The organism is Simplicispira hankyongi, from assembly GCF_003570885.1.
In the GTDB taxonomy this organism is placed as follows: Bacteria; Pseudomonadota; Gammaproteobacteria; order Burkholderiales; family Burkholderiaceae_C; genus Simplicispira; species Simplicispira hankyongi.
This window is the reverse complement of record NZ_QXJC01000003.1, coordinates 961,829-980,535: the sequence shown is the minus strand read 5'-3', so window position 1 is coordinate 980,535 and position 18,707 is coordinate 961,829. Positions and strand designations below refer to the sequence as shown.

Genomic DNA, 18,707 nt, shown 5'->3' with positions numbered 1-18,707 from the left:
TGCGGGTTCCCGTGTGAAAGTAGGTCATCGTCAGGCTCTTACAGCCCTGCCAAACCCCCTTGAATCCTCTAGGTTCAAGGGGGTTTCGCTTTTTGGGGAAATCAAAGCAGCCTCCGGCAGAAGTAGCGCAGGCCTCTAATACCGGGCACCTGATTACAGGGTCAAGGCCGCCCCATCGACAAATACCTTCAGTTCATGGCGTGCGAAGGCTTGCCAATACTCATTTCGGGTCAGCGGGGCCGTGACGATGATGGCGACTTTGTCGCTGGCTTGTGTTTCGTGCGCGAAATCCACTGACAGATCTTCGTCTGATAGATGGGCGGCAGAAAAGGGGTGGCGGCGCTCGATGTAGTGCAGGTCCGTAGACGCGTGGGCCCACAGTGCCAGTCCGTTCGACAGCAGAAAGTTGAAGGTTCCATGGTGCGCGATGCGGGCTGCCAGCTCGCGCAAAGTTAACGTGAGTTCTTCTACGCTTGGGACTTGGGCATGCGATTTCGAGAGCTCCTGCATGATCCAGCAGAAGGCTCGCTCGCTGTCGGTGTCTCCGACAGGGTGAAAGCCGCGATGCAGATGCGGCTGATAGTTCTTCAGATCGCCATTGTGTGCAAATACCCAGTAGCGTCCCCAGAGTTCACGAACAAAGGGATGGCAGTTTTGCAGACTGACCAAGCCCTGGGTTGCCTTTCGGATGTGCGCGATAACGTTGCTGCTCTTGATCGGGTAGCGCCGGATCAGCTCCGCCACGGGTGAATCGACGGCGCGCTGATGGTCCACAAAATGGCGGACGCCCTTGCCTTCAAAAAAAGCGATTCCCCATCCGTCGCTGTGATCCCCCGTATGGCCCCCTCGTTGTGCGAAACCCGAAAAGCTAAAGCGCACGTCGGTCGGCGTGTTGCAGTTCATTCCAAGGAGCTGGCACATAGGTCTCTTACGCGGTGGAATCGTTGGCCTCAGGACTTCGGCACAGTGGCACGCAAACGCCAGGCGGCGATCATCGCGATGGTGCAGAGCAGTGCAAGCATCACAAATGTCTCGCCAAACGCTGCGATGCGTGCTGCATCAGATCCCTTGGAACTGAGCGATGCTCCATGTGCCGCAATGCGCCATTCAAGAACGATGCCGCACAGGCTCACGCCAGCTGCGCCGCCTAGCATGCGCAGAAAACCGATGGCACTGGAGCCCTGCGAAATCAAAGTCTTGTCCAGCGGTCGCATGGCGCCGAGGTTGAGGGACGGCAGAATGAATCCCAAGCCGATGCGCCCCAGCACAGACAAAGCGACCAATATCCAAAGCCCGGACTTCAGGTGCACCAACAGCATCAGGGCGAACGAAAGCGCCAGCAAGAAAAGACCGATGCTCACCAGTACGTGAGTGGGCTGCCGGTCGGCAAGTCTGCCGACAATAGGAATGGTGATGGCCAGCACAATGCCCGCTGGCAGCAGGATTGTTCCTGCCAAAGACGCCGACAGATGCAGCCCCAACTGCATGAAAACCGGAAGCAAATAGGTCGATCCAAACAAGGCCGTGCCATAGATAAATGCCACGATACTGCCCATGGTGAACTGCCGGTAGTCAAACAGGCGAAGATCCATTAGCGGCTGGCGTCCCGTGCGACCCAGCCGCGCCTGCCACCAGACAAACAGTGCCGTGCATGTCGCGGCGCCGCCCAGCAACGCGAGTGCGCGTGACGCCGGGCCGTGGTGCAGCTCCACCAGACCATTGAGCAGGCAGAGCGTGCCCACACTTCCCAGCAGCAGCCCGCGCCAGTCGATGGTCTTGCCCCCGCGATCCGCTGCTACCCCGCCAGGCGCCGTGCTCGGTACGTACTTGAATGCCAGCCAGAGAGAGGCCAGACAAAAAGGGACCACCATGAAAAAGATCGAGCGCCAGCCAAACCAGTCCACCAACAGCCCGCCAATGGTCGGCCCGACGGCGGGAGCAAGCACCACGCCCATGCCAAACAGACCGCTGGCCCGCCCTTGCTCGTGGGGTTGAAACCCGTAGAGGATGATCACCGCTGGAATGGGTTGAACGATACCAGCCGCCAACCCTTGGGCCACACGTCCCACCAATACCAGAGAGAAGTTGCCGGCGGTGCCGCCGGCGATGCCCCCCGCCAGCAGCAGCAGCATGGAGGCGACATAGGTCATCCGGTAGCCAAAGCGCCCGAGCAGCCACGGAGTGGTCAGCATGGAGACGGTCATGGCCACCATGAAGCCAGAAGCTACCCATTGCGCACGGCCTTGGCCCAGCGAGAAGTGCTGGCTCATGTCCGGGATGGCCACGTTGATCACAGTGGACGACATGATGGATGCCATCGTGCCGACCATGACCGACAACAAAAGCAGCCAGCGGTAGCGCTCGCCGTACCGCTCCTTGAGATCTTGGAGGCTACCCGAACCGCGAGCCACTCACGCCTCGCTTAGCTGCGCTCGGACCAGAGCTTGCCCCCCGTGGCCCAGTTTTCCCGCTTGACGTCGGTGATCAAGATATCCACCGACTCGGCTGAGCCGCCCAGGATCTCGACAGAGACGCGCGTGATCTCCTCGACCAGGCGGCGCTTTTGCTCGACGGTGCGGCCTTCCAGCATTTCAACGTGGTAGGTGGGCATAGGGATTCCTTTGAAAAACAATCATGGGTTGGTCAGAGCTGCCTGCGCGCAAGCGGCGCAAACACAACGCCGATGCCGGTCATTGTCCGCAACGCGGGCCAAAGCGAGAGGGGACACCGGCGTGTGCATGCACCAGCACCGGGCAGCGTCTTCTCCGGCCGCCATCTTGCAGTGGTTGTTCTGCTCGCACAGTGGGCAACGCGCAGCAGCCGTGGAGGCAGATTCTTGCGGCGGTGTCGTCATGGTGAAGTGGGGCGTGCTGCCGGAAGAAGATTCAGGCCGGTATCCGGGTGTCGTCTGTGAGTGTAGAGCCATACGCAAAATGGCGTGGTGCTGAGCCAGCACCACGCCATTATTTTAATAAACTAGCCTCTAAGGCTTACGTATAAAGGGCTTGCAGCAATTAAATTTATAGCGCTTTTCTCCAGCCCAAGTCGCCGGCGGGATTCAGGCCGCGGCTTTCACTTTGAGCCGCCAGGCGTGCAGCAGCGGTTCGGTGTAGCCGCTGGGCTGATCCTTGCCCTTGAAAACCAGTTCGCACGCCGCCTGGTAGGCCATGCTGGTGTCGAAATTGCCAGCCATACGCTTGTAAAGCGGGTCGCCGCCATTTTGCTGATCCACCACGGCAGCCATGCGCTGGAAGGTCGCCTGAATGCGGCCTTCGCTCACCACGCCGTGCAACAGCCAGTTGGCCATGTGCTGGCTGCTGATGCGCAGCGTGGCGCGGTCTTCCATCAGGCCGACGTTGTGGATGTCGGGAACCTTGGAGCAGCCCACGCCCTGGTCCACCCAGCGCACCACGTAGCCCAGGATGCCCTGCGCGTTGTTGTCGAGTTCCTGCTGGATTTCGGCGTCGCTCCAGTTCGGGTTGGCCGTGACGGGAATGGTCAGCAGGCCGGTGAGCAGGTTGTCGCGCTCGGCGTTGGCGTCGATCTTTTCCATCTCCTTTTGCACCTCGCTCACCAGCACCTGGTGGTAGTGCAGGGCGTGCAGCGTCGCGCCCGTGGGGCTTGGCACCCAGGCGGTGTTGGCGCCGGCCTTGGGGTGGGCGATTTTTTGCTCCAGCATGGCGGCCATGAGGTCAGGCATGGCCCACATGCCTTTGCCAATCTGTGCCTTGCCGCGCAGCCCGCAGGAGAGACCGACGAGCACGTTGTTCTTCTCGTAGGCCTGGATCCAGGCGCTGGTCTTCATGTCGCCCTTGCGAATCATGGGGCCGGCGTACATGGCGCTGTGCATCTCGTCGCCGGTACGGTCGAGGAAGCCGGTGTTGATGAAGGCCACGCGGCTGCTCGCAGCGGCAATGCAGGCCTTGAGGTTGACGCTGGTGCGGCGCTCCTCGTCCATGATGCCCAGCTTGACGGTGCTCTCCGGCAGGCCCAGAAGCTGCTCCACGCGGCCAAACAGGTCGCTGGCAAACGCGACTTCGGCGGGGCCGTGCATCTTGGGCTTGACGATGTAGACGCTGCCCTTGCGCGAGTTGCGAATGCCGTCCTTGCCGTGCCCCTGCAGATCGTGCAGGGCGATGGTGGTGGTGACCACGGCGTCGAGAATGCCCTCGGGGATCTCGCGCTCCTGGCCCTGTTTGTCCGTCCAGAGGATGGCCGGATTCGTCATGAGGTGGCCGACATTGCGCAGGAACATCAGCGAGCGGCCGTGCAGGCGCACCTCGCCGCTGCCGGCGGGCGCCGTGTAGATTCGGTCGGCGTTGAGGCCGCGCGTGAAGGTCTTGCCGCCCTTTGTGACTTCTTCGGTCAGCGTCGCTTTCAGGATGCCCAGCCAGTTGGCGTAGCCCAGCACTTTGTCTTCGGCGTCCACGGCGGCGACCGAGTCTTCCAGGTCGAGAATGGTGGAAAGCGCGGCTTCGAGCACCAGGTCGCTCACGCCGGCGGCATCGGTCTTGCCGATGGCGGTGCTGCGGTCGATGCGGATGTCCAGATGCAGTCCGTTGTGCTGCAGCAGCACGGACGACGGGTTCGCCGCGTCGCCCTGGTAGCCCGTGAACTGTGCCGGGTCCTTGAGGCCGGTGCGGGCACCGCCTTGCAACGCGACGACCAGTGCGCCGTTTTCGATGCGGTAAGCCGTGGCATCGGCATGCGAGCCCTGGGCCAGCGGGGTGGATTCGTCGAGCACGCGGCGGGCAAAGGCGATGACCTTGGCGCCGCGCTTGGCGTTGTAGCCTCGGCCCTTTTCACAGCCATCGGTTTCGGGAATTGCGTCGGTTCCATAGAGCGCGTCGTACAGACTGCCCCAACGCGCATTGGCGGCGTTGAGCGCGTAGCGGGCATTCAGGATAGGCACCACGAGCTGCGGGCCGGCTTGCAGGGCGAGTTCGTCGTCCACGTTGGTGGTGGTGGCCTTCACTTCTGCCGGCTGGGGCACGAGGTAGCCGATACGCTCAAGAAAGGTGCGGTAGGCCAGCATGTCCTTGATCGGACCTGGGTTGGCCTTGTGCCAGGTGTCGAGCTCGGTCTGCAGGCGCTCGCGCTCGGCCAGCAGGGCGATGTTGCGCGGTGCGAGATCGGTGACGATGGCGCCAAAGCCTTTCCAGAAGGCAGCGCTGTCGATGCCAGTGCCGGGCAGCACCTGTTCGTCGATGAAGCGCTGAAGCGTCGTGGCCACTTGCAGGCCGTGGAGGGTGGTGCGATCGTTCATGGGGAGGCCTTGGTAAAAATCGGAACTTGGCAAAGTGCCTGCCTTGCCGGCGGTTGTGCGGCGAACGGCACCTGCCTATGGCAGTGACTTTATTGCAAATCAATTGGGTTATAAACAGCCTGAAAAGTTGAAAACCAATGACTAATACGCAAAGATAAAGCACGCGGCCTGGTCATGACGTGGCGATGTGAGAGCCATCCAGAGGTGTATCTGTACTATCAAAATAGTAGCTGTACGCGCTTTATCTGTAAGCGCTAGAAGCCTATTTTATTAAAAATTCTGGCTTTCAACCTGGCTTTGCAGACGACCCGCCCCAGAAAGCCGCCTTGTCTCCATAATCGGCCCCCATGGACAAACTCAAGGCCTTCGAGTCTTTCGTCTCCGTTGCCACGCGTGGCAGCCTCACGGCGGCGGCGCGGGCCGAAGGCGTGGCGCCCGCCATCATGGGTCGGCGGCTCGACGCTCTGGAGGAGCACCTGGGCGTCAAGCTGCTAGTGCGCACCACGCGCCGCATCAGCCTGACGCACGAAGGCAGCGCCTTCCTTGAGGATTGCCAGCGCGTGCTCGCCGATGTGGCCAACGCCGAGGCCAGCGTGTCGGCGGGCGGCATCAAGGCCAGCGGGCACCTGCGCATCACGGCGCCGGCAGGCTTTGGGCGGCGCCACGTGGCGCCGCTGGTGCCGCGCTTTCGCGCGCTGCACCCCGACGTGCAGATTTCGCTCAACCTCAGCGACCGGGTGGTGGATCTCCCTGGCGAAGGCTTTGATTGCGCCGTGCGCGTGGGCGACCTGCCCGATTCGTCGCTGGTCAGCGTGCGCGTGGCCGACAACCGCCGCTTGTGTGTCGCAACGCCGCAGTATCTGGCGCAGCGCGGCACGCCCCAACTGCCCGCCGACCTGATGCAGCACGACTGCCTGACCTTGTCGAGCGAAGCCTCACAGACGCGCGGCTGGGCGTTTCGCGTCCCGCGAAATGCCCTTGGGCAGGACCAGGAGCGCACCCTCTCGGACGCGGGCATATCCGTGGCCGAGTCGGGCCGGGAGGTGGTGTACCTGCGCCCGCGCGGGCCGCTCGACTGCTCGGACGGGCAGGTGCTGTTCGACTGGTGCCTGGCAGGATACGGCATTGCCTGGCGCAGCACTTGGGAGGTCGAGCGCGAAATTGCCTCGGGCCAGCTGGTGGCGGTGCTGGAGGATTACGCCGCACCGCCCAATGGCATCTATGTTGTCTTTCCCCAGCGCAAGCACCTGCCACTGCGCGTGCGCCTGTGGATCGACTTGCTCAAACACCACTACGCCGAACCACAGTTCTGGCAAACCGGAGTCTCCGCGTGATTTTGGAATCTTTCCTGGCCTACTTCCACTTGGTCGCCATCTTCACCATGGTGGTTTTCATGGCAAGCGAAGCGGCGCTGTGCCGTACCGAATGGATGAGCGCCGCCGTCATCCACCGCCTGGTGCGGCTTGATCTGATCTATGGCATTGCCGCAATGTCCGTGGTGGCGGCGGGCTTGGCACGCACGTTCTGGGGCTACAAGGGTGTGGCTTGGTACTGGAGCCAGCCACTGCTGCATTTCAAGATCGCCGTGTTCGTCGCGATCGGGCTGATGTCGCTCAAGCCCACTTTTTCCTTTTTGCGTTGGCGCCGCAAGGTGGTCGCCACGGGCGAACTCCCGCCCGAAGACGAAGTGCGCGCCGCGCGCCGCTGGGTGATGCTGGAGACGCACTTGCTGGGCCTGATACTGCTCGCCGCCGTGTTCCTGGCGCGTGGCGTGCTGACGCGCTGACGTCCCAGGGGCCGCAGAAACAAGAAAACCCCGCCAGGCGGGGTTTTCGTTGTGTGGCGAAGTGGCGGTTTACTTCTTCAGGCACTCGCTCATGAACGCCTTGCGCTCGGCGCCCTTCTTGTCCTTGGCTTCGGCGTTGCAGGTCTTCATCTTGCTCTGCTGGGTGGGCGCCGCTTCGGCCTTGTTGCTCAAGCAGGTCTTCATGAAGGCCTTGCGCTCGTCGCCCTTCATGCCTTTGGCCTCGACATTGCAGGTCTTCATCTTCGACTGCTGTTTGGTGGGCGCTTTGGCAGGGGCCGATGCGGCCGCAGCGGGTGCCGGTGCATCGGCCGCCCAGGCCGTTCCGAAAGCACAGGCGAGTCCGAGAGTGGTCAAGGCAAGAAGCTTTTTCATGGGTGCTCCATTGGAGGAAAAAAACGAGGCCAAAGCGCCCCGTGCACGCAATATACCCCTGCGCAGGGCGCGCTGGCGAGCCCCGTAAAATCCGCCAATGCTCACTGCCAAAAAACAACTGCTCGCGGCCCTGTCCGACGTGCTGGAAAGCTTTGCCCCCGGCGCTGGCGCGCGCGCTGCGTTCGAATCGCCCAAGGTTGCCGCCCATGGAGACTACGCGTGCACCGCCGCCATGCAACTGGCCAAGCCGCTCAAGGCCAACCCGCGCGAGTTGGGCGAGCGCTTGCGCACCGCGCTGCTGGCCATGCCTGCATTCGAGCGCTGGGTCGAGGCCATGGACATCGCTGGCCCCGGTTTTCTCAATATCCGCCTCAAACCCGCCGCCAAACAACAGGTGGTGCAGGAGGTGCTGGGCGCTGGAACGCGCTTTGGCATGCAGCCTAAGCGTGGCGACAAGGTGCTGGTGGAGTTCGTCTCGGCCAACCCGACCGGCCCGCTGCATGTGGGCCATGGCCGGCAGGCGGCACTGGGCGACGCCCTGTGCCACCTGTTTGCCACCCAGGGCTGGGACGTGCACCGCGAGTTCTATTACAACGATGCGGGGGTGCAGATTGACACCCTGACCAAGAGCACGCAGCTGCGTGCCAAGGGCTTCAAGCCCGGTGACGAGTGCTGGCCCACCGACAGCGACAACCCGCTGGCCAAGAACTTCTACAACGGCGACTACATCGCCGACATTGCCGAGGCTTTCAAGGCTCGTGCCACCGTTAAGGCCGATGATCGTGAGTTCACCGCCAACGGCGATGTGGAGGACTACGACAACATTCGCCAGTTTGCGGTGGCCTACCTGCGCAACGAGCAGGACAAGGATTTGCAGGCCTTCAACCTGCATTTCGACGAGTATTACCTCGAATCGAGCCTGTACACCAGCGGCCGCGTCGAGGCAACGGTGAACCGGCTCATCGCCAACGGCAAGACCTACGAGCAGGACGGCGCCTTGTGGCTCAAGAGCACCGACTACGGCGACGACAAGGACCGCGTCATGCGCAAGCAGGACGGCACCTACACCTACTTCGTGCCCGATGTGGCCTACCACATCGCCAAATGGGAGCGCGGCTTCACCAAGGTGGTCAATATCCAGGGCACCGACCACCACGGCACCATTGCCCGGGTGCGCGCTGGTTTGCAGGCGGCCGACGTGGGGATTCCACAGGGCTACCCCGACTACGTGCTGCACACCATGGTGCGCGTGGTCAAAGGCGGCGAAGAGGTCAAGATCAGCAAGCGCGCTGGCAGCTACGTGACGCTGCGCGACCTGATCGAGTGGACCAGCAAGGACGCCGTGCGCTTCTTCCTGCTCAGCCGCAAGCCCGATACCGAATACACCTTTGACGTCGACCTGGCGGTGGCGAAGAACAACGACAACCCGGTGTACTACGTGCAATATGCCCATGCCCGCATCTGCTCGGTGCTGGCGGGCTGGGGTGGCGACGTCGCGACGTTGGCGGACGTGGACCTTTCGCCGCTCGACGGCCCGCAGGCCCAGGCCCTGATGCTGCAACTGGCCAAATACCCCGAGATGCTCACCGCAGCCACCGAAGGCGAGGCGCCCCACGACGTCACCTTCTACCTGCGCGACCTGGCCGCCAGCTACCACAGCTACTACGATGCCGAGCGCATCCTGGTGGACGATGCGCGTGTGAAAACCGCACGTCTGGCGCTCGTCGCTGCCACGGCGCAGGTATTGCACAATGGCTTGGCGGTGCTCGGCGTCTCGGCGCCACGAAGAATGTGAATCGGAACCACGGCGAGGATATGAAAAAGAATCAATCGGGCGGAACCATCGTTGGTCTCATCATTGGCCTGCTGATCGGCCTGGGCGTAGCGCTGGGCGTGGCGGTGTATGTCACCAAAGTACCGGTGCCTTTTCTGAACAAGGGGGCGATCCGCAGCTCCGATCAGGACAATGCCGAGGAGCAAAAGAACAAAAACTGGGACCCGAATTTGCCGCTGTATGGCAAAGGCAGCGTGCGGCCTGCGCCTGCCACGGCGAGCCCGGCCGCTGGTGTTGCTGCGGCCTCCGCATCGACCCCGGCATCGGCCCCGGCAGCAGCCAACCCGGCACCCGTGCCCAGTGATCCACTGGGCGACTTGGCCAAGGCACGTGCAGGCAAGTCGGCGCCCGCAGCAGCAGCACCAACGGCTGCGGGGTCTGTCGATCCGTTTGACTACTATGTTCAAGCCGGAGCCTTTCGCACCCAGAGCGACGCCGACGCCCAGCGCGCCAAGCTTGCCATGCTGGGGTGGGAGGCCCGCGTGAACGAGCGCGAGCAGAGCGGGCGCACCGTGTTCCGCGTGCGCATTGGCCCCTTTGTCAAGCGCGTAGACGCCGAGCAGCTCAAGGAGAAGCTCGATGGCGCTGGCGTCGAGTCGGCGCTGGTGCGCGTACAGCGCTGAACTTTCGCGCCGGCTCTCCATCCCACAGCAAACACCCATCAGGAGCGTATTGAATGAACCGTAGAGAGTTTTCCGCCACCTCGGCCACCCTGCTGGCGGCGTCAGGTCTGTCTCTGCCAGTCTGGGCACAGGGCGCTGCGCCCACGGAAGGCAAGAATTACACCCGCCTTTCCAAGCCCGCGCTCGTCGAGGCCCCCGCCGGCAAGGTCGAGGTGATTGAGTTCTTCTGGTACAACTGCCCGCATTGCAACGAATTCGAGCCCACGCTGGAAGCCTGGCTCAAGACGCCGCCCAAAACCATGGCGTTTCGCCGCGTCCCGATCGCCTTCAACGCGAGTTTTGCCCCTCAGCAAAAGTTGTACTACGCCCTTGAAGGCTTGGGCAAGGTAGACCAACTGCAAGCCAAGGTGTTTCATGCCATTCACGTCGAGAAGCAAAATCTCTCCAAGGACGATGGCATTTTTGCCTGGATCGCCAAGCAGCCGGGCATGGATTTGGCCAAGTTCAAGGAGATGTACAACTCCTTCACAGTCTCCAACGAGGTCCGCAAGGTGTCCCAATTGCAAGACGCCTACGGCGTCGAGGGTGTTCCCTCCATGGGCGTGGCAGGGCGCTACTACACCGATGGCAGCATGGCCGGCAGCCTGACCGGAATGCTCAAAGTGGTCGAAGCGTTGGTCGCCAAAGGCTGATTTCGCAACCGGGGCTGTCTTCCCTGTAATGCCCGCGGACGCTGCGGGCATTTTTTTGCCCGTGCATGGCACAATGGTTGCAAGATTCGTGCCGCCAAAGGCCAGCAGTGTTCACCCTGCGTTGGCGTGCCCTTTACTGACACTCTTCGCATGTTCTCTCTTTTCTTGCCGTCTCCTTTTTCTCGTGTGCGACCCGTCGAGCTCATCGCATGGGTGCTCGCCGCCATGGGGGTGCTTGCCACGGCGCCGGTGTTCGCCGAGAAGGCCGATCGCAACCAGCCCATGAACATCGAGGCCGACCAGTTGCGGCACGACGAACTGCAGCAGACCAGCGTGTTCACCGGCAAGGTGGTCGTGACCAAGGGCAGCATCGTGCTGCGCGGCACGCGGCTGGAGGTGCACCAGGACGCCGACGGCTACCAGTCGGGAACGGTCACCGGTGGTGCTGGTCAGCGCGCGTTTTTCCGCCAGAAGCGCGACACGGCGCCAAGCGCCCCGCAAGAGTTCATCGAGGGGGAGGCGCAAACCATCGAATACAACGGCAAGGCCGATACCGTGCGCTTCATCCATCAGGCCGAGCTGCGCCGTTACCGGGGGGGTGATTTGAGTGACGAAATTACCGGCGACGTGATCGTCTACAACAACCTGACCGATGTATTTACCGTGGACGGCCGCAACACGGGCAAAAAGCCGGGGGACGGTACAGGGCGCGTACGGGCTGTCCTCGCGCCGCGTGACGCCGCGCCAGCAGCCGCCGCCGCTCCAGCCTCGGACGCCAACCCCCTTCTGCGTCCCAGCAACCGCCTCGGCGGCGACGCGAAGTGACGGCACCAGCGCAGGCCAGCAGCGCGACCAGCCTGCTGGAGGTGCGGCACCTGGCGAAATCCTATGGCGGCCGCAAGGTGGTCAAGGACGTGTCCCTCAGCATGCGCAAGGGCGAGGTCGTCGGACTGCTCGGCCCCAATGGCGCGGGCAAGACCACTTCGTTTTATATGATCGTCGGCCTGGTGCCTTGCGACGCGGGCGACATCCTGATCGACGGGCATTCGGTGGCGCACATGCCGATCCACCGGCGCTCGCGCCTGGGGCTGTCGTACCTGCCCCAGGAAGCCTCCATTTTCCGCAAACTCACGGTGCAGGAGAACGTGCGCGCCGTGCTGGAACTGCAGCAGGGCGAGGAGGGCAAACCGCTCGCCAAGGCGGCCATTGAAGAGCGCCTGACCGAGCTTTTGCAAGAGTTGCGCGTGGAACACCTGCGCGACTCTCCAGCGGTGGCCCTCTCGGGCGGTGAGCGCCGCCGCGTGGAGATTGCACGGGCCCTTGCCACGCAGCCGCGTTTCATTCTGCTGGACGAGCCCTTTGCCGGGATCGACCCCATCGCCGTGATCGAGATCCAGCGCATCATCGGTTTCCTGAAGGCGCGCGGTATCGGTGTCCTGATCACCGATCACAACGTGCGCGAGACGCTGGGCATCTGCGACCACGCCTTCATCATCAGCGAGGGCGAGGTGCTGGCGCAGGGCACGCCGACCGACATCGTGGACAACGCCGAAGTGCGCCGGGTGTACCTGGGCGAGCACTTCCGGATGTAGCCGTGAAACCCGGCCTGTCGCTGCGCGTCTCGCAGCATCTGGCGCTCACGCCGCAGTTGCAGCAATCCATTCGATTGCTGCAGCTCTCGACGCTGGAGCTGGGGCAGGAAGTCGACCAGATGCTCGACGACAACCCGTTTCTGGAACGCGAGAGCGACGAGGCGCCGCGCGAGGAGTTTGGCCTGCTGCAGGCCGACATGCCCGTGCAGGCTGATGATGCGCCCATCGAAAGCGCTACGTATTCAGGAGCTGATAGCGAAAGTGCAGTAAACGCCGATAGCCAAAATGATTCGGAATATTCCGGAGCGGATGAGCTGCTGGATTGGTCGGGCGATGGCACGTACGACCTGGCGCCTGACGATGCCGAATGGGGCGGCGACGCCCCCGCGCGCCAGCAGAGCGACCAAGGCGAAGGCGTGGGCGACGCGCTGGACCGCGCGCAGGAGCATGGCTCGCTGACCGACTTCCTGCACCGCCAGGCGCTGTCGCTGCGCCTTTCCGATATTGACCGTGCAGCGCTCTCCTTTCTGATCGAATCCTTGAACGACAACGGCTACCTGGAAGACCCCCTCGAGGAGCTGGCCGCCGGTTTGGCCGAGGGCGACGCGGAGGAAGCCGAAGAACTGGTGCACCGCTTCACCGTGGCGCTCTCGCTGCTGCAAAGTCTGGAGCCCACCGGTGTCGGCGCGCGCAATCTGGCGGAATGCCTGCGCCTGCAGCTGCAGGCGCTTCGGCACGACGAGGCGCAGCACGCCGAGACACTCGCGACCGCGCTTGCCATCTGCCAGCAGCCGCTTGACCTGCTCGCGCGGCGCGACGTGCGGCGCCTGGCCCCCCTGTGCGGCGCCAGCGAAGACGCCGTGCGCGCGGCCATGGCCCTCATTGCCAGCCTTGAACCCCGCCCCGGCCGGCGCTTTGCCAATGTGGAGCGCAATGCCATCGTCCCCGACGTGCTGGTGCGCCGTGTCGGCACAGGAGGCGCGCAGTTTTCCGTGCAGCTCAATCCCGACGTGATGCCGCGCCTGCGCGTGCACGACATTTACGCGGGCGCCCTGCGCGGCCACCGCGGCAGCGACGGCCACCAGGCGCTGCAGCAGCGGCTGCAGGAGGCGCGCTGGTTCATCAAGAACATCCAGCAGCGCTTCGACACCATCCTGCGCGTCTCGCGCGCCATCGTCGAACGGCAAAAGAACTTCTTCGTGCATGGCGAACTGGCCATGCGCCCGCTGGTGCTGCGCGACATTGCCGACGAGCTGGGGCTGCACGAATCGACGATCTCGCGTGTCACCACCGCGAAATACATGGCCACGCCCCAGGGCACTTACGAACTCAAGTTTTTCTTTGGCTCGGGTCTGGGGACGGATACGGGCGGCAATGCGTCGAGCACGGCGGTGCGGGCGCTCATCAAACAGTTCGTCGCCGCTGAGAACCCGGCCAGACCGCTCTCGGACAGCCAGATTGCCGACATGCTCAAGGAGCAGGGCATCGAATGCGCGCGCCGCACCGTGGCCAAATACCGCGAAGCGCTGAAGATCCCCACCACCACGCTGCGCAAGGCGCTGACATGAAACACCCCCTGCGGCGCTGCGCGCCATCCCCCTCTCCTGCGGGAGGGGGACGCCACCCCTGGCCCGGCAAAGCCGGTTCCACGGTGGCACTGGCGTTTGGCTGCTGGTGGCAGCGGTGGTTGCACGGCGCAACAGTCATCCTATGAATCAACTTCATCTATTTCTCCCTTGCGCCGCCGGCGTCGAGGGCTTTCTGGCCGACGAGGTGCACCAAATCACTGGCCTCACCGGCAACGATTTGCTTGTGGGCCGTGGCGGCGTACTGCTGCAGGCTTCCTGGCGCGATGCGCTTTTGCTCAACCTGCACAGCCGCCTGGCGCAGCGCGTGCTGGTGCAGTTGGCCCAGGGCCTGTACCGCAACGAGAACGATATTTACGCCCTGGCGTCCGGCATTGCCTGGGAGATCTGGTTCACGCCGCGCCAGAGCTTCAAGGTGGAAGTCACGGCCCAGCACAGCCCACTGACCAGCCTGAACTTTGCCGCGCTGCGCACCAAGGACGCGGTGGCCGACCGCTTTCGTTCCAAGGCCGGCGTGCGCCCCGACGTGGACACCCAGTGGCCCGACGTGCGCGTGCACCTGCACCTGACCACCGACGAGGCCACGGTCTACATCGACACCTCGGGTGAGCCGCTGTTCAAGCGCGGCTGGCGGAACGTCAAGGAAGGCGGAGCCAAAGGCGACGCCCCGCTCAAGGAGACGCTCGCCGCCGCCATGATCGCTGCCACCGGTTGGGACCCGCAGGGCGATGCGCCCCTGCCGCTCTACGACCCGTGCTGCGGCAGTGGCACGGTGGTCATCGAAGCGGCACAAATGGCCTGCAATATTGCGCCGGGCCTGCAACGGCGCTTTGCCTTTGAGAAGCTCTTGCCATTCCAGATGCATGTCTGGGGTGCTATCAAAGAAGAAGCTACTAGCGCAATAACTACCTGCCCTACAGGTATATTTGGCAGTGATATTTCACACCGCATGGTCGATTTTGCCGAGCACAACGCCGAGCGCGCCGGCGTCGCCCGGGCCGTGCAACTGCGCGGCGGTGACGCCCTGCAGCGCATGCCGCCCTGCGAGCAGCCGGGCGTGATGCTGCTCAACCCACCGTACGGCGAGCGCATTGCTGCGGCAGGCTCCGCCGGCCAAAACGCGCGCGAGCGTGCCCAGCAGCGCGCGCACGGGGTGGCCGTGGGGCGCGAGGCGGCGCAAGTGCAGGGCGCGGAGGGGGACAGTGGCGACGGCAGCGAATTCTTCCAGCAGCTCGCCAGCCACTGGAAGAAGCATTACACGGGCTGGCAGGCGTGGATGCTCACGCCCGACCTGAAGCTCCCCGGCAAGATGCGCCTGAAGGAGTCGCGCCGCGTGCCGATGTGGAACGGCCCCATCGAATGCCGCTTGTTCCGCTTCGACCTGATTCGCGGCAGCCTGCGCAGCCGGCCGGGCGATGCTCCCGCTTCCGCCGATGGTGCGTGAGCTGACGGCGGCGCTGCCAGCCGCCGGCAGCCGCCGCGCGCTGGTGCTGGACACCAACATCGTGCTCGACTTGCTGGTGTTTGCCGACCCGGCCACCGCGCTGCTGCCCGGCCTGCTGGTTTCGGGGGCGCTGCACTGGATCGCGACAGCCGGCATGCGCGGCGAGCTGGCCCGCGTGCTCAGCTACCCGCAGATCGCGCCGCGCGTCGCGTTCTACGGCCTCACGCCTGAGGCCGTGCTGGCGCGCTTTGATGCCGCCGTGCAGACCGTGGCGCCTGCACCGCGTGCCAGCGCCATTTGCAAGGACGCCGACGACCAGCCCTTCATCGACCTGGCCGCAGCGCACGGCGCCATCCTGCTGTCCAAGGACAAGGCGGTGCTGCGTCTGCGCAAGCGCCTGCTCGCTTGTGGTGCCGAAGCTGCGACGTCCCTCTCGTCCATTGGCCATTCTCAGCCTGTGCGCGTTGGCGCCGAATGAGGCCCTGGGCCGCAGAGTCGCGCGTCAGCCAGCGAAGTTGAACGTGGCGGCGTCGTGCAGCGCCCAGGCACCGTCGCTTTTGAACTCCAGCACCTGGCTGTGGTGCCGCAGCACCGAATACCGGTGCGCAATGCTGACCAACGTGGCCCCACTTTCGCGCAGCTGCTGGTACAGCGAGGCCTCGTTGGCATCATCGAGTGCGCTGGTGGCTTCGTCCAGAATCACCATGCCAGGATGGCGCGCCAGCACCCGCGCAAACGCCAGGCGCTGCTGCTCACCGGTGGAGAGGAGCTTTTCCCAATCGTGCGTCGCTTCCAATCCGCCGACCCGCTCGGCCAGCGTTTCGAGGTGCACCTGCTGGAGTAGCTCCAGCAGCCGCTCATCTGCGAGATCGGTGGTGGTGGATGGGTAGATGATCTGGCTGCGCAGCGTGCCGCTTTGCATGTAGGGGCGTTGTGGCAGGAAGAACATGTCTTCGATCGGCGGGTGCTGCACCACCCCGCTGCCACTGTTCCACAAGCCGGCAATGGCCCGCAGCAGCGAACTCTTGCCGCAGCCGCTCGGGCCCGTGATGAGCAGCGCCTCGCCCGGTGCGAGCTGCAGCGACAAGTCCTGCACCAGCATGCGGCGGTAGTCGGGTGTGTACAGGGTGAGTCCCTCAATGGCCAAGGTGTCGCCGGCGCGCATCTCGATCTTCGGCGACAGATCGGGCTTTGCGATGGCGGCAATCTCACCGATCGCAGGCGGCTCGGCCCAGGGCGCGGGCGCCGCCGGGGTTTTCAGAACCACCTGCGAGAGCGCGTGCAATCGGTCGATACCTGCCACGAAGCGGCTCAGGCTCTCGAAGTTGTCCACGATGAGCGAGACGGCCGCCAGCACGGCGGTGAAGGCACCCGCGGCCTGTACCGCGCGCCCGACTTCCATCTCGCCCGCCAGAACGGCTCCTGCCAGCACGACGCTGGGCACCACCAAGGTGAGCTGGCTGAACGAGCGCTGGAACAGGTTGAGCGAGCGCTGCATCTTGATCATTCGGGCGAAGTTGTTGAACGCGGCCTCAAAGCGCTGATTGAGCTGCACGCGCTCTTGTGCTTCGCCGCGGTAGAACGCAATCGATTCGGCGTTCTCGCGCAGCCGCATCAGGCCAAAACGAAAATCGGCCTCACGGCGCAGTTGCCAGAAATTCAGGCGGATCAGGGGTGTCCCGAACAGGTACAGGGCGCCGAATGTTCCGAGAAAGGCGTAGACGGCCAAGATGGCCACCAGGGTGTGGGAAATGGACCAGAGCACTGCGCTGAAGGCGATGAGTTGCATCAGCGAGCCGATGAAAATCAGCAGAAAGTTGGTGGAACGCCCGGTAAAAGTGTCGATGTCCTCGCTGATGCGCTGGTCCGGGTTGTCGATGGCGCCGCGCGCGCCGATTTCATAGTAATGGCGTTCGCTGAGGTAACCATCCAGAAAGCGGGACGTCAGCCAGCGCCGCCAATAGTTGGAGAACGCGTCCCGCATGTAGTAGTAGAACGCGTACACCGGGACCGCGAAGGCCAGCACGTAGAGCGTGGTGCGCACGGCCGCCCAGAAGCGCGACGCATCCCGTCCCGCCAACGCCGAGGTGATTTCACCGCTCTTGTCCACCAGCATGACCGCCAACTGGGTATCGACGACCATCAGCCCAATCAGCAGCGCCAACAGCCCCCACGCCATGCGTTTCTGGTCGCCCTGCCAATACGGCTTGGCGACGCTCATGAACTGCTTCCAGGCGGCAAGCGACAAGGTCGGGGCGTGCCTGCGCCGGGTCTTTTTGGGCGTCAAGGGCGTGCCGGGACCTTGGCCATCGAGAGAGCCGTCAGGAAGTTCAGCAGTGGCTGCGGGTGTGGACATAAAGGTGTGCGCGTGTACGCGAAGCGAAGAGGGCATCCGGCCGCAAGCATAGGGCCAGGGCCAATGCCAACGCCGCGCAGTCAGCCGCAGCGCGCAGCCGTGTAGGGAGCCGCCGCGAGACGCACAAGTCCGAGCCAGCGATTGACGGCTGAGCGCTTCAGCCGTCTGAAAATCCCCACATGAGCGCAAATTCCTCAAACGGCGCGCGCGGCGTGCGCATCTGGTTGATGGGGGCCTGTTCGTCCGCATAGCCCAGGGCGATGCCGGCAAACAGCGTCTGCGCAGAGTCCAGCCCGAGAAATGTTTTGACCGGCTCGGAGCAGAACGCCCAGTATTCCTGTGGGCAGGTGGCAAGGCCGGCCTCCACCGCCAGCAGCAGCACGTTCTGCAGGTAGCAGCCCAGATCGGACCATTGCGGCGGCCCCATGCGCCGGTCGATACTCAAAAAAATGCCGACGGGCGCGCCAAAGAACTGTGCGTTCTTTGCCATCTGGCGCAGGCGCGCAGCCTTGTCTTCGCGCGCCATCGCAAGCGTGCTGTAGAGCTGCTCGCCGTTTTGAAAGCGGCGCGTGCGGTAGGGTTCCCACAGGCTCGGTGGGTAGACGGCGTACTCGGGTTCGGGCTGGGGCGGGCTGGCCGCAACATGGGCCAGGAGCTCGGCCAACGGCGCGCCCGTGAGCGCATGCACCCGCCAGGGTTGCAGGTTGCCGCCCGAAGGCGCACGTGCTGCAGCTTCGAGGATGGCGCGCACCGTGGCGGCGGGCGGCACCCTGGCTTGGAACGCGCGCACCGACATGCGCTGGGCAATGGCGTCCGATACCTTCATGGGCGGGCCTGCCCGCTGGCTGTTTGCGTGCTGGCGCCGGGCGCCAGGTGCCAATCTTCCCGCCCTTCCGGCGTGGGGCCACCGATGTAGATGTGGAAATCCGCGCCTTTGGGGTAGCCGCCCAAGAAGGCTTCGGGAAACACCGGCGCCTGCACGCCTTGCCCGGCGGCCTTCGCCATCAGCGCCTGGGCCTTGGAGACGGTGGCAGCGCTGTCGAACATCACGGTGGCGCACTGGGCGACGGCGGCGCTGAGTTTCATGGGGTCTCCTGGGAGGGGTGGGGCAAAGCAGTGTGCCGCAGGGCACGGC

General features: G+C 64.0%; 19 protein-coding genes. 10 read left to right on the top strand and 9 right to left on the bottom strand.

Annotated features, from left to right (window positions below; translation table 11 throughout):
• Positions 1 to 153: 153 nt before the first annotated feature.
• The 5 genes from D3F03_RS11220 to D3F03_RS11200 form a co-directional block, all read right to left on the bottom strand.
• Positions 154 to 921, bottom strand: coding sequence for a class II glutamine amidotransferase (locus D3F03_RS11220; protein ID WP_119109421.1), 768 nt, complete (start codon positions 919 to 921; stop codon positions 154 to 156).
• Between the two features lie 29 nt (positions 922 to 950).
• Complete coding sequence (locus D3F03_RS11215) at positions 951 to 2,411, bottom strand: DHA2 family efflux MFS transporter permease subunit (RefSeq protein ID WP_281271430.1); 1,461 nt, start codon at positions 2,409 to 2,411, stop codon at positions 951 to 953.
• An 11-nt stretch (positions 2,412 to 2,422) separates the two neighbouring features.
• A complete protein-coding gene (locus tag D3F03_RS11210; protein ID WP_119109419.1) occupies positions 2,423 to 2,611 on the bottom strand; it encodes a 4-oxalocrotonate tautomerase in 189 nt (62 codons plus the stop codon).
• 21 nt (positions 2,612 to 2,632) lie between these two features.
• Positions 2,633 to 2,854, bottom strand: coding sequence for a cysteine-rich CWC family protein (locus tag D3F03_RS17500; RefSeq protein WP_119109418.1), 222 nt, complete (start codon positions 2,852 to 2,854; stop codon positions 2,633 to 2,635).
• Between the two features lie 204 nt (positions 2,855 to 3,058).
• Positions 3,059 to 5,266: a malate synthase G gene (locus D3F03_RS11200; RefSeq protein WP_119109417.1), complete on the bottom strand. Its 2,208-nt coding sequence runs from the start codon at positions 5,264 to 5,266 to the stop codon at positions 3,059 to 3,061.
• Positions 5,267 to 5,613: 347 nt separating this feature from the next.
• Between D3F03_RS11200 and D3F03_RS11195 the strand changes: the two genes are divergently transcribed.
• Together D3F03_RS11195 and D3F03_RS11190 are read left to right on the top strand one after the other, a co-directional pair.
• Positions 5,614 to 6,600: a LysR family transcriptional regulator gene (locus tag D3F03_RS11195; protein ID WP_119109416.1), complete on the top strand. Its 987-nt coding sequence runs from the start codon at positions 5,614 to 5,616 to the stop codon at positions 6,598 to 6,600.
• On the top strand, positions 6,597 to 7,052 hold the full coding sequence (locus tag D3F03_RS11190) for a DUF2214 family protein (RefSeq protein ID WP_119109415.1): 456 nt from the start codon (positions 6,597 to 6,599) through the stop codon (positions 7,050 to 7,052). Before D3F03_RS11195 ends, D3F03_RS11190 begins: the two co-directional genes overlap by 4 nt.
• Before the next feature lie 69 nt (positions 7,053 to 7,121).
• Here D3F03_RS11190 and D3F03_RS11185 read toward each other — a convergent pair whose 3' ends face one another.
• Complete coding sequence (locus D3F03_RS11185) at positions 7,122 to 7,445, bottom strand: PsiF family protein (RefSeq protein WP_119109414.1); 324 nt, start codon at positions 7,443 to 7,445, stop codon at positions 7,122 to 7,124.
• Between the two features lie 97 nt (positions 7,446 to 7,542).
• Between D3F03_RS11185 and argS the strand changes: the two genes are divergently transcribed.
• The 8 genes from argS (at position 7,543) to D3F03_RS11145 (ending at position 15,694) form a co-directional block, all read left to right on the top strand.
• Complete coding sequence (argS, locus tag D3F03_RS11180; RefSeq protein ID WP_119109413.1) at positions 7,543 to 9,240, top strand: arginine--tRNA ligase; 1,698 nt, start codon at positions 7,543 to 7,545, stop codon at positions 9,238 to 9,240.
• Between the two features lie 20 nt (positions 9,241 to 9,260).
• On the top strand, positions 9,261 to 9,902 hold the full coding sequence (locus tag D3F03_RS11175; RefSeq protein WP_119109412.1) for an SPOR domain-containing protein: 642 nt from the start codon (positions 9,261 to 9,263) through the stop codon (positions 9,900 to 9,902).
• A 53-nt stretch (positions 9,903 to 9,955) separates the two neighbouring features.
• Positions 9,956 to 10,594, top strand: a complete 639-nt coding sequence (locus D3F03_RS11170) for a thiol:disulfide interchange protein DsbA/DsbL (RefSeq protein ID WP_119109411.1) — start codon at positions 9,956 to 9,958, stop codon at positions 10,592 to 10,594.
• Positions 10,595 to 10,744: 150 nt separating this feature from the next.
• On the top strand, positions 10,745 to 11,419 hold the full coding sequence (gene lptA / locus D3F03_RS11165; RefSeq protein WP_119109410.1) for a lipopolysaccharide transport periplasmic protein LptA: 675 nt from the start codon (positions 10,745 to 10,747) through the stop codon (positions 11,417 to 11,419).
• A complete protein-coding gene (lptB, locus tag D3F03_RS11160; protein WP_119109409.1) occupies positions 11,416 to 12,186 on the top strand; it encodes an LPS export ABC transporter ATP-binding protein in 771 nt (256 codons plus the stop codon). Before lptA ends, lptB begins: the two co-directional genes overlap by 4 nt.
• Before the next feature lie 2 nt (positions 12,187 to 12,188).
• Positions 12,189 to 13,754, top strand: a complete 1,566-nt coding sequence (locus tag D3F03_RS11155) for an RNA polymerase factor sigma-54 (protein ID WP_119109408.1) — start codon at positions 12,189 to 12,191, stop codon at positions 13,752 to 13,754.
• Between the two features lie 142 nt (positions 13,755 to 13,896).
• Positions 13,897 to 15,216, top strand: a complete 1,320-nt coding sequence (locus D3F03_RS11150) for a THUMP domain-containing class I SAM-dependent RNA methyltransferase (RefSeq protein WP_119109407.1) — start codon at positions 13,897 to 13,899, stop codon at positions 15,214 to 15,216.
• Entirely contained in the window at positions 15,188 to 15,694 is a 507-nt protein-coding gene (locus D3F03_RS11145; protein ID WP_245960576.1) for a PIN domain-containing protein, read from the top strand. The genes D3F03_RS11150 and D3F03_RS11145 overlap by 29 nt, the downstream gene beginning before the upstream one ends.
• Before the next feature lie 24 nt (positions 15,695 to 15,718).
• Here D3F03_RS11145 and D3F03_RS11140 read toward each other — a convergent pair whose 3' ends face one another.
• From D3F03_RS11140 to D3F03_RS11130, 3 genes are all read right to left on the bottom strand, one after another.
• Positions 15,719 to 17,572 carry an ABC transporter ATP-binding protein/permease gene (locus D3F03_RS11140; protein ID WP_119109405.1) on the bottom strand — a complete coding sequence of 618 codons (1,854 nt, stop codon included), beginning with the start codon at positions 17,570 to 17,572 and terminating at the stop codon, positions 15,719 to 15,721.
• 157 nt (positions 17,573 to 17,729) lie between these two features.
• Entirely contained in the window at positions 17,730 to 18,398 is a 669-nt protein-coding gene (locus D3F03_RS11135; protein WP_119109404.1) for a nitroreductase, read from the bottom strand.
• Positions 18,395 to 18,658 carry a nitrilase-related carbon-nitrogen hydrolase gene (locus D3F03_RS11130; RefSeq protein ID WP_119109403.1) on the bottom strand — a complete coding sequence of 88 codons (264 nt, stop codon included), beginning with the start codon at positions 18,656 to 18,658 and terminating at the stop codon, positions 18,395 to 18,397. Before D3F03_RS11130 ends, D3F03_RS11135 begins: the two co-directional genes overlap by 4 nt.
• Positions 18,659 to 18,707 lie beyond the last annotated feature (49 nt).

Bases quoted from the DNA above. Each gene is read 5' to 3' on its own strand.
- D3F03_RS11220 (WP_119109421.1), bottom strand. From the start codon at position 921: ATGTGCCAGCTCCTTGGAATGAACTGCAACACGCCGACCGACGTGCGC.
- D3F03_RS11210 (WP_119109419.1), bottom strand. From the start codon at position 2,611: ATGCCCACCTACCACGTTGAAATGCTGGAAGGCCGCACCGTCGAGCAA.
- D3F03_RS17500 (WP_119109418.1), bottom strand. From the start codon at position 2,854: ATGACGACACCGCCGCAAGAATCTGCCTCCACGGCTGCTGCGCGTTGC.
- D3F03_RS11200 (WP_119109417.1), bottom strand. From the start codon at position 5,266: ATGAACGATCGCACCACCCTCCACGGCCTGCAAGTGGCCACGACGCTT.
- D3F03_RS11195 (WP_119109416.1), top strand. From the start codon at position 5,614: ATGGACAAACTCAAGGCCTTCGAGTCTTTCGTCTCCGTTGCCACGCGT.
- D3F03_RS11185 (WP_119109414.1), bottom strand. From the start codon at position 7,445: ATGAAAAAGCTTCTTGCCTTGACCACTCTCGGACTCGCCTGTGCTTTC.
- argS (WP_119109413.1), top strand. From the start codon at position 7,543: ATGCTCACTGCCAAAAAACAACTGCTCGCGGCCCTGTCCGACGTGCTG.
- D3F03_RS11175 (WP_119109412.1), top strand. From the start codon at position 9,261: ATGAAAAAGAATCAATCGGGCGGAACCATCGTTGGTCTCATCATTGGC.
- D3F03_RS11170 (WP_119109411.1), top strand. From the start codon at position 9,956: ATGAACCGTAGAGAGTTTTCCGCCACCTCGGCCACCCTGCTGGCGGCG.
- lptA (WP_119109410.1), top strand. From the start codon at position 10,745: ATGTTCTCTCTTTTCTTGCCGTCTCCTTTTTCTCGTGTGCGACCCGTC.
- D3F03_RS11150 (WP_119109407.1), top strand. From the start codon at position 13,897: ATGAATCAACTTCATCTATTTCTCCCTTGCGCCGCCGGCGTCGAGGGC.
- D3F03_RS11145 (WP_245960576.1), top strand. From the start codon at position 15,188: ATGCTCCCGCTTCCGCCGATGGTGCGTGAGCTGACGGCGGCGCTGCCA.
- D3F03_RS11140 (WP_119109405.1), bottom strand. From the start codon at position 17,572: ATGTCCACACCCGCAGCCACTGCTGAACTTCCTGACGGCTCTCTCGAT.
- D3F03_RS11135 (WP_119109404.1), bottom strand. From the start codon at position 18,398: ATGAAGGTATCGGACGCCATTGCCCAGCGCATGTCGGTGCGCGCGTTC.
- D3F03_RS11130 (WP_119109403.1), bottom strand. From the start codon at position 18,658: ATGAAACTCAGCGCCGCCGTCGCCCAGTGCGCCACCGTGATGTTCGAC.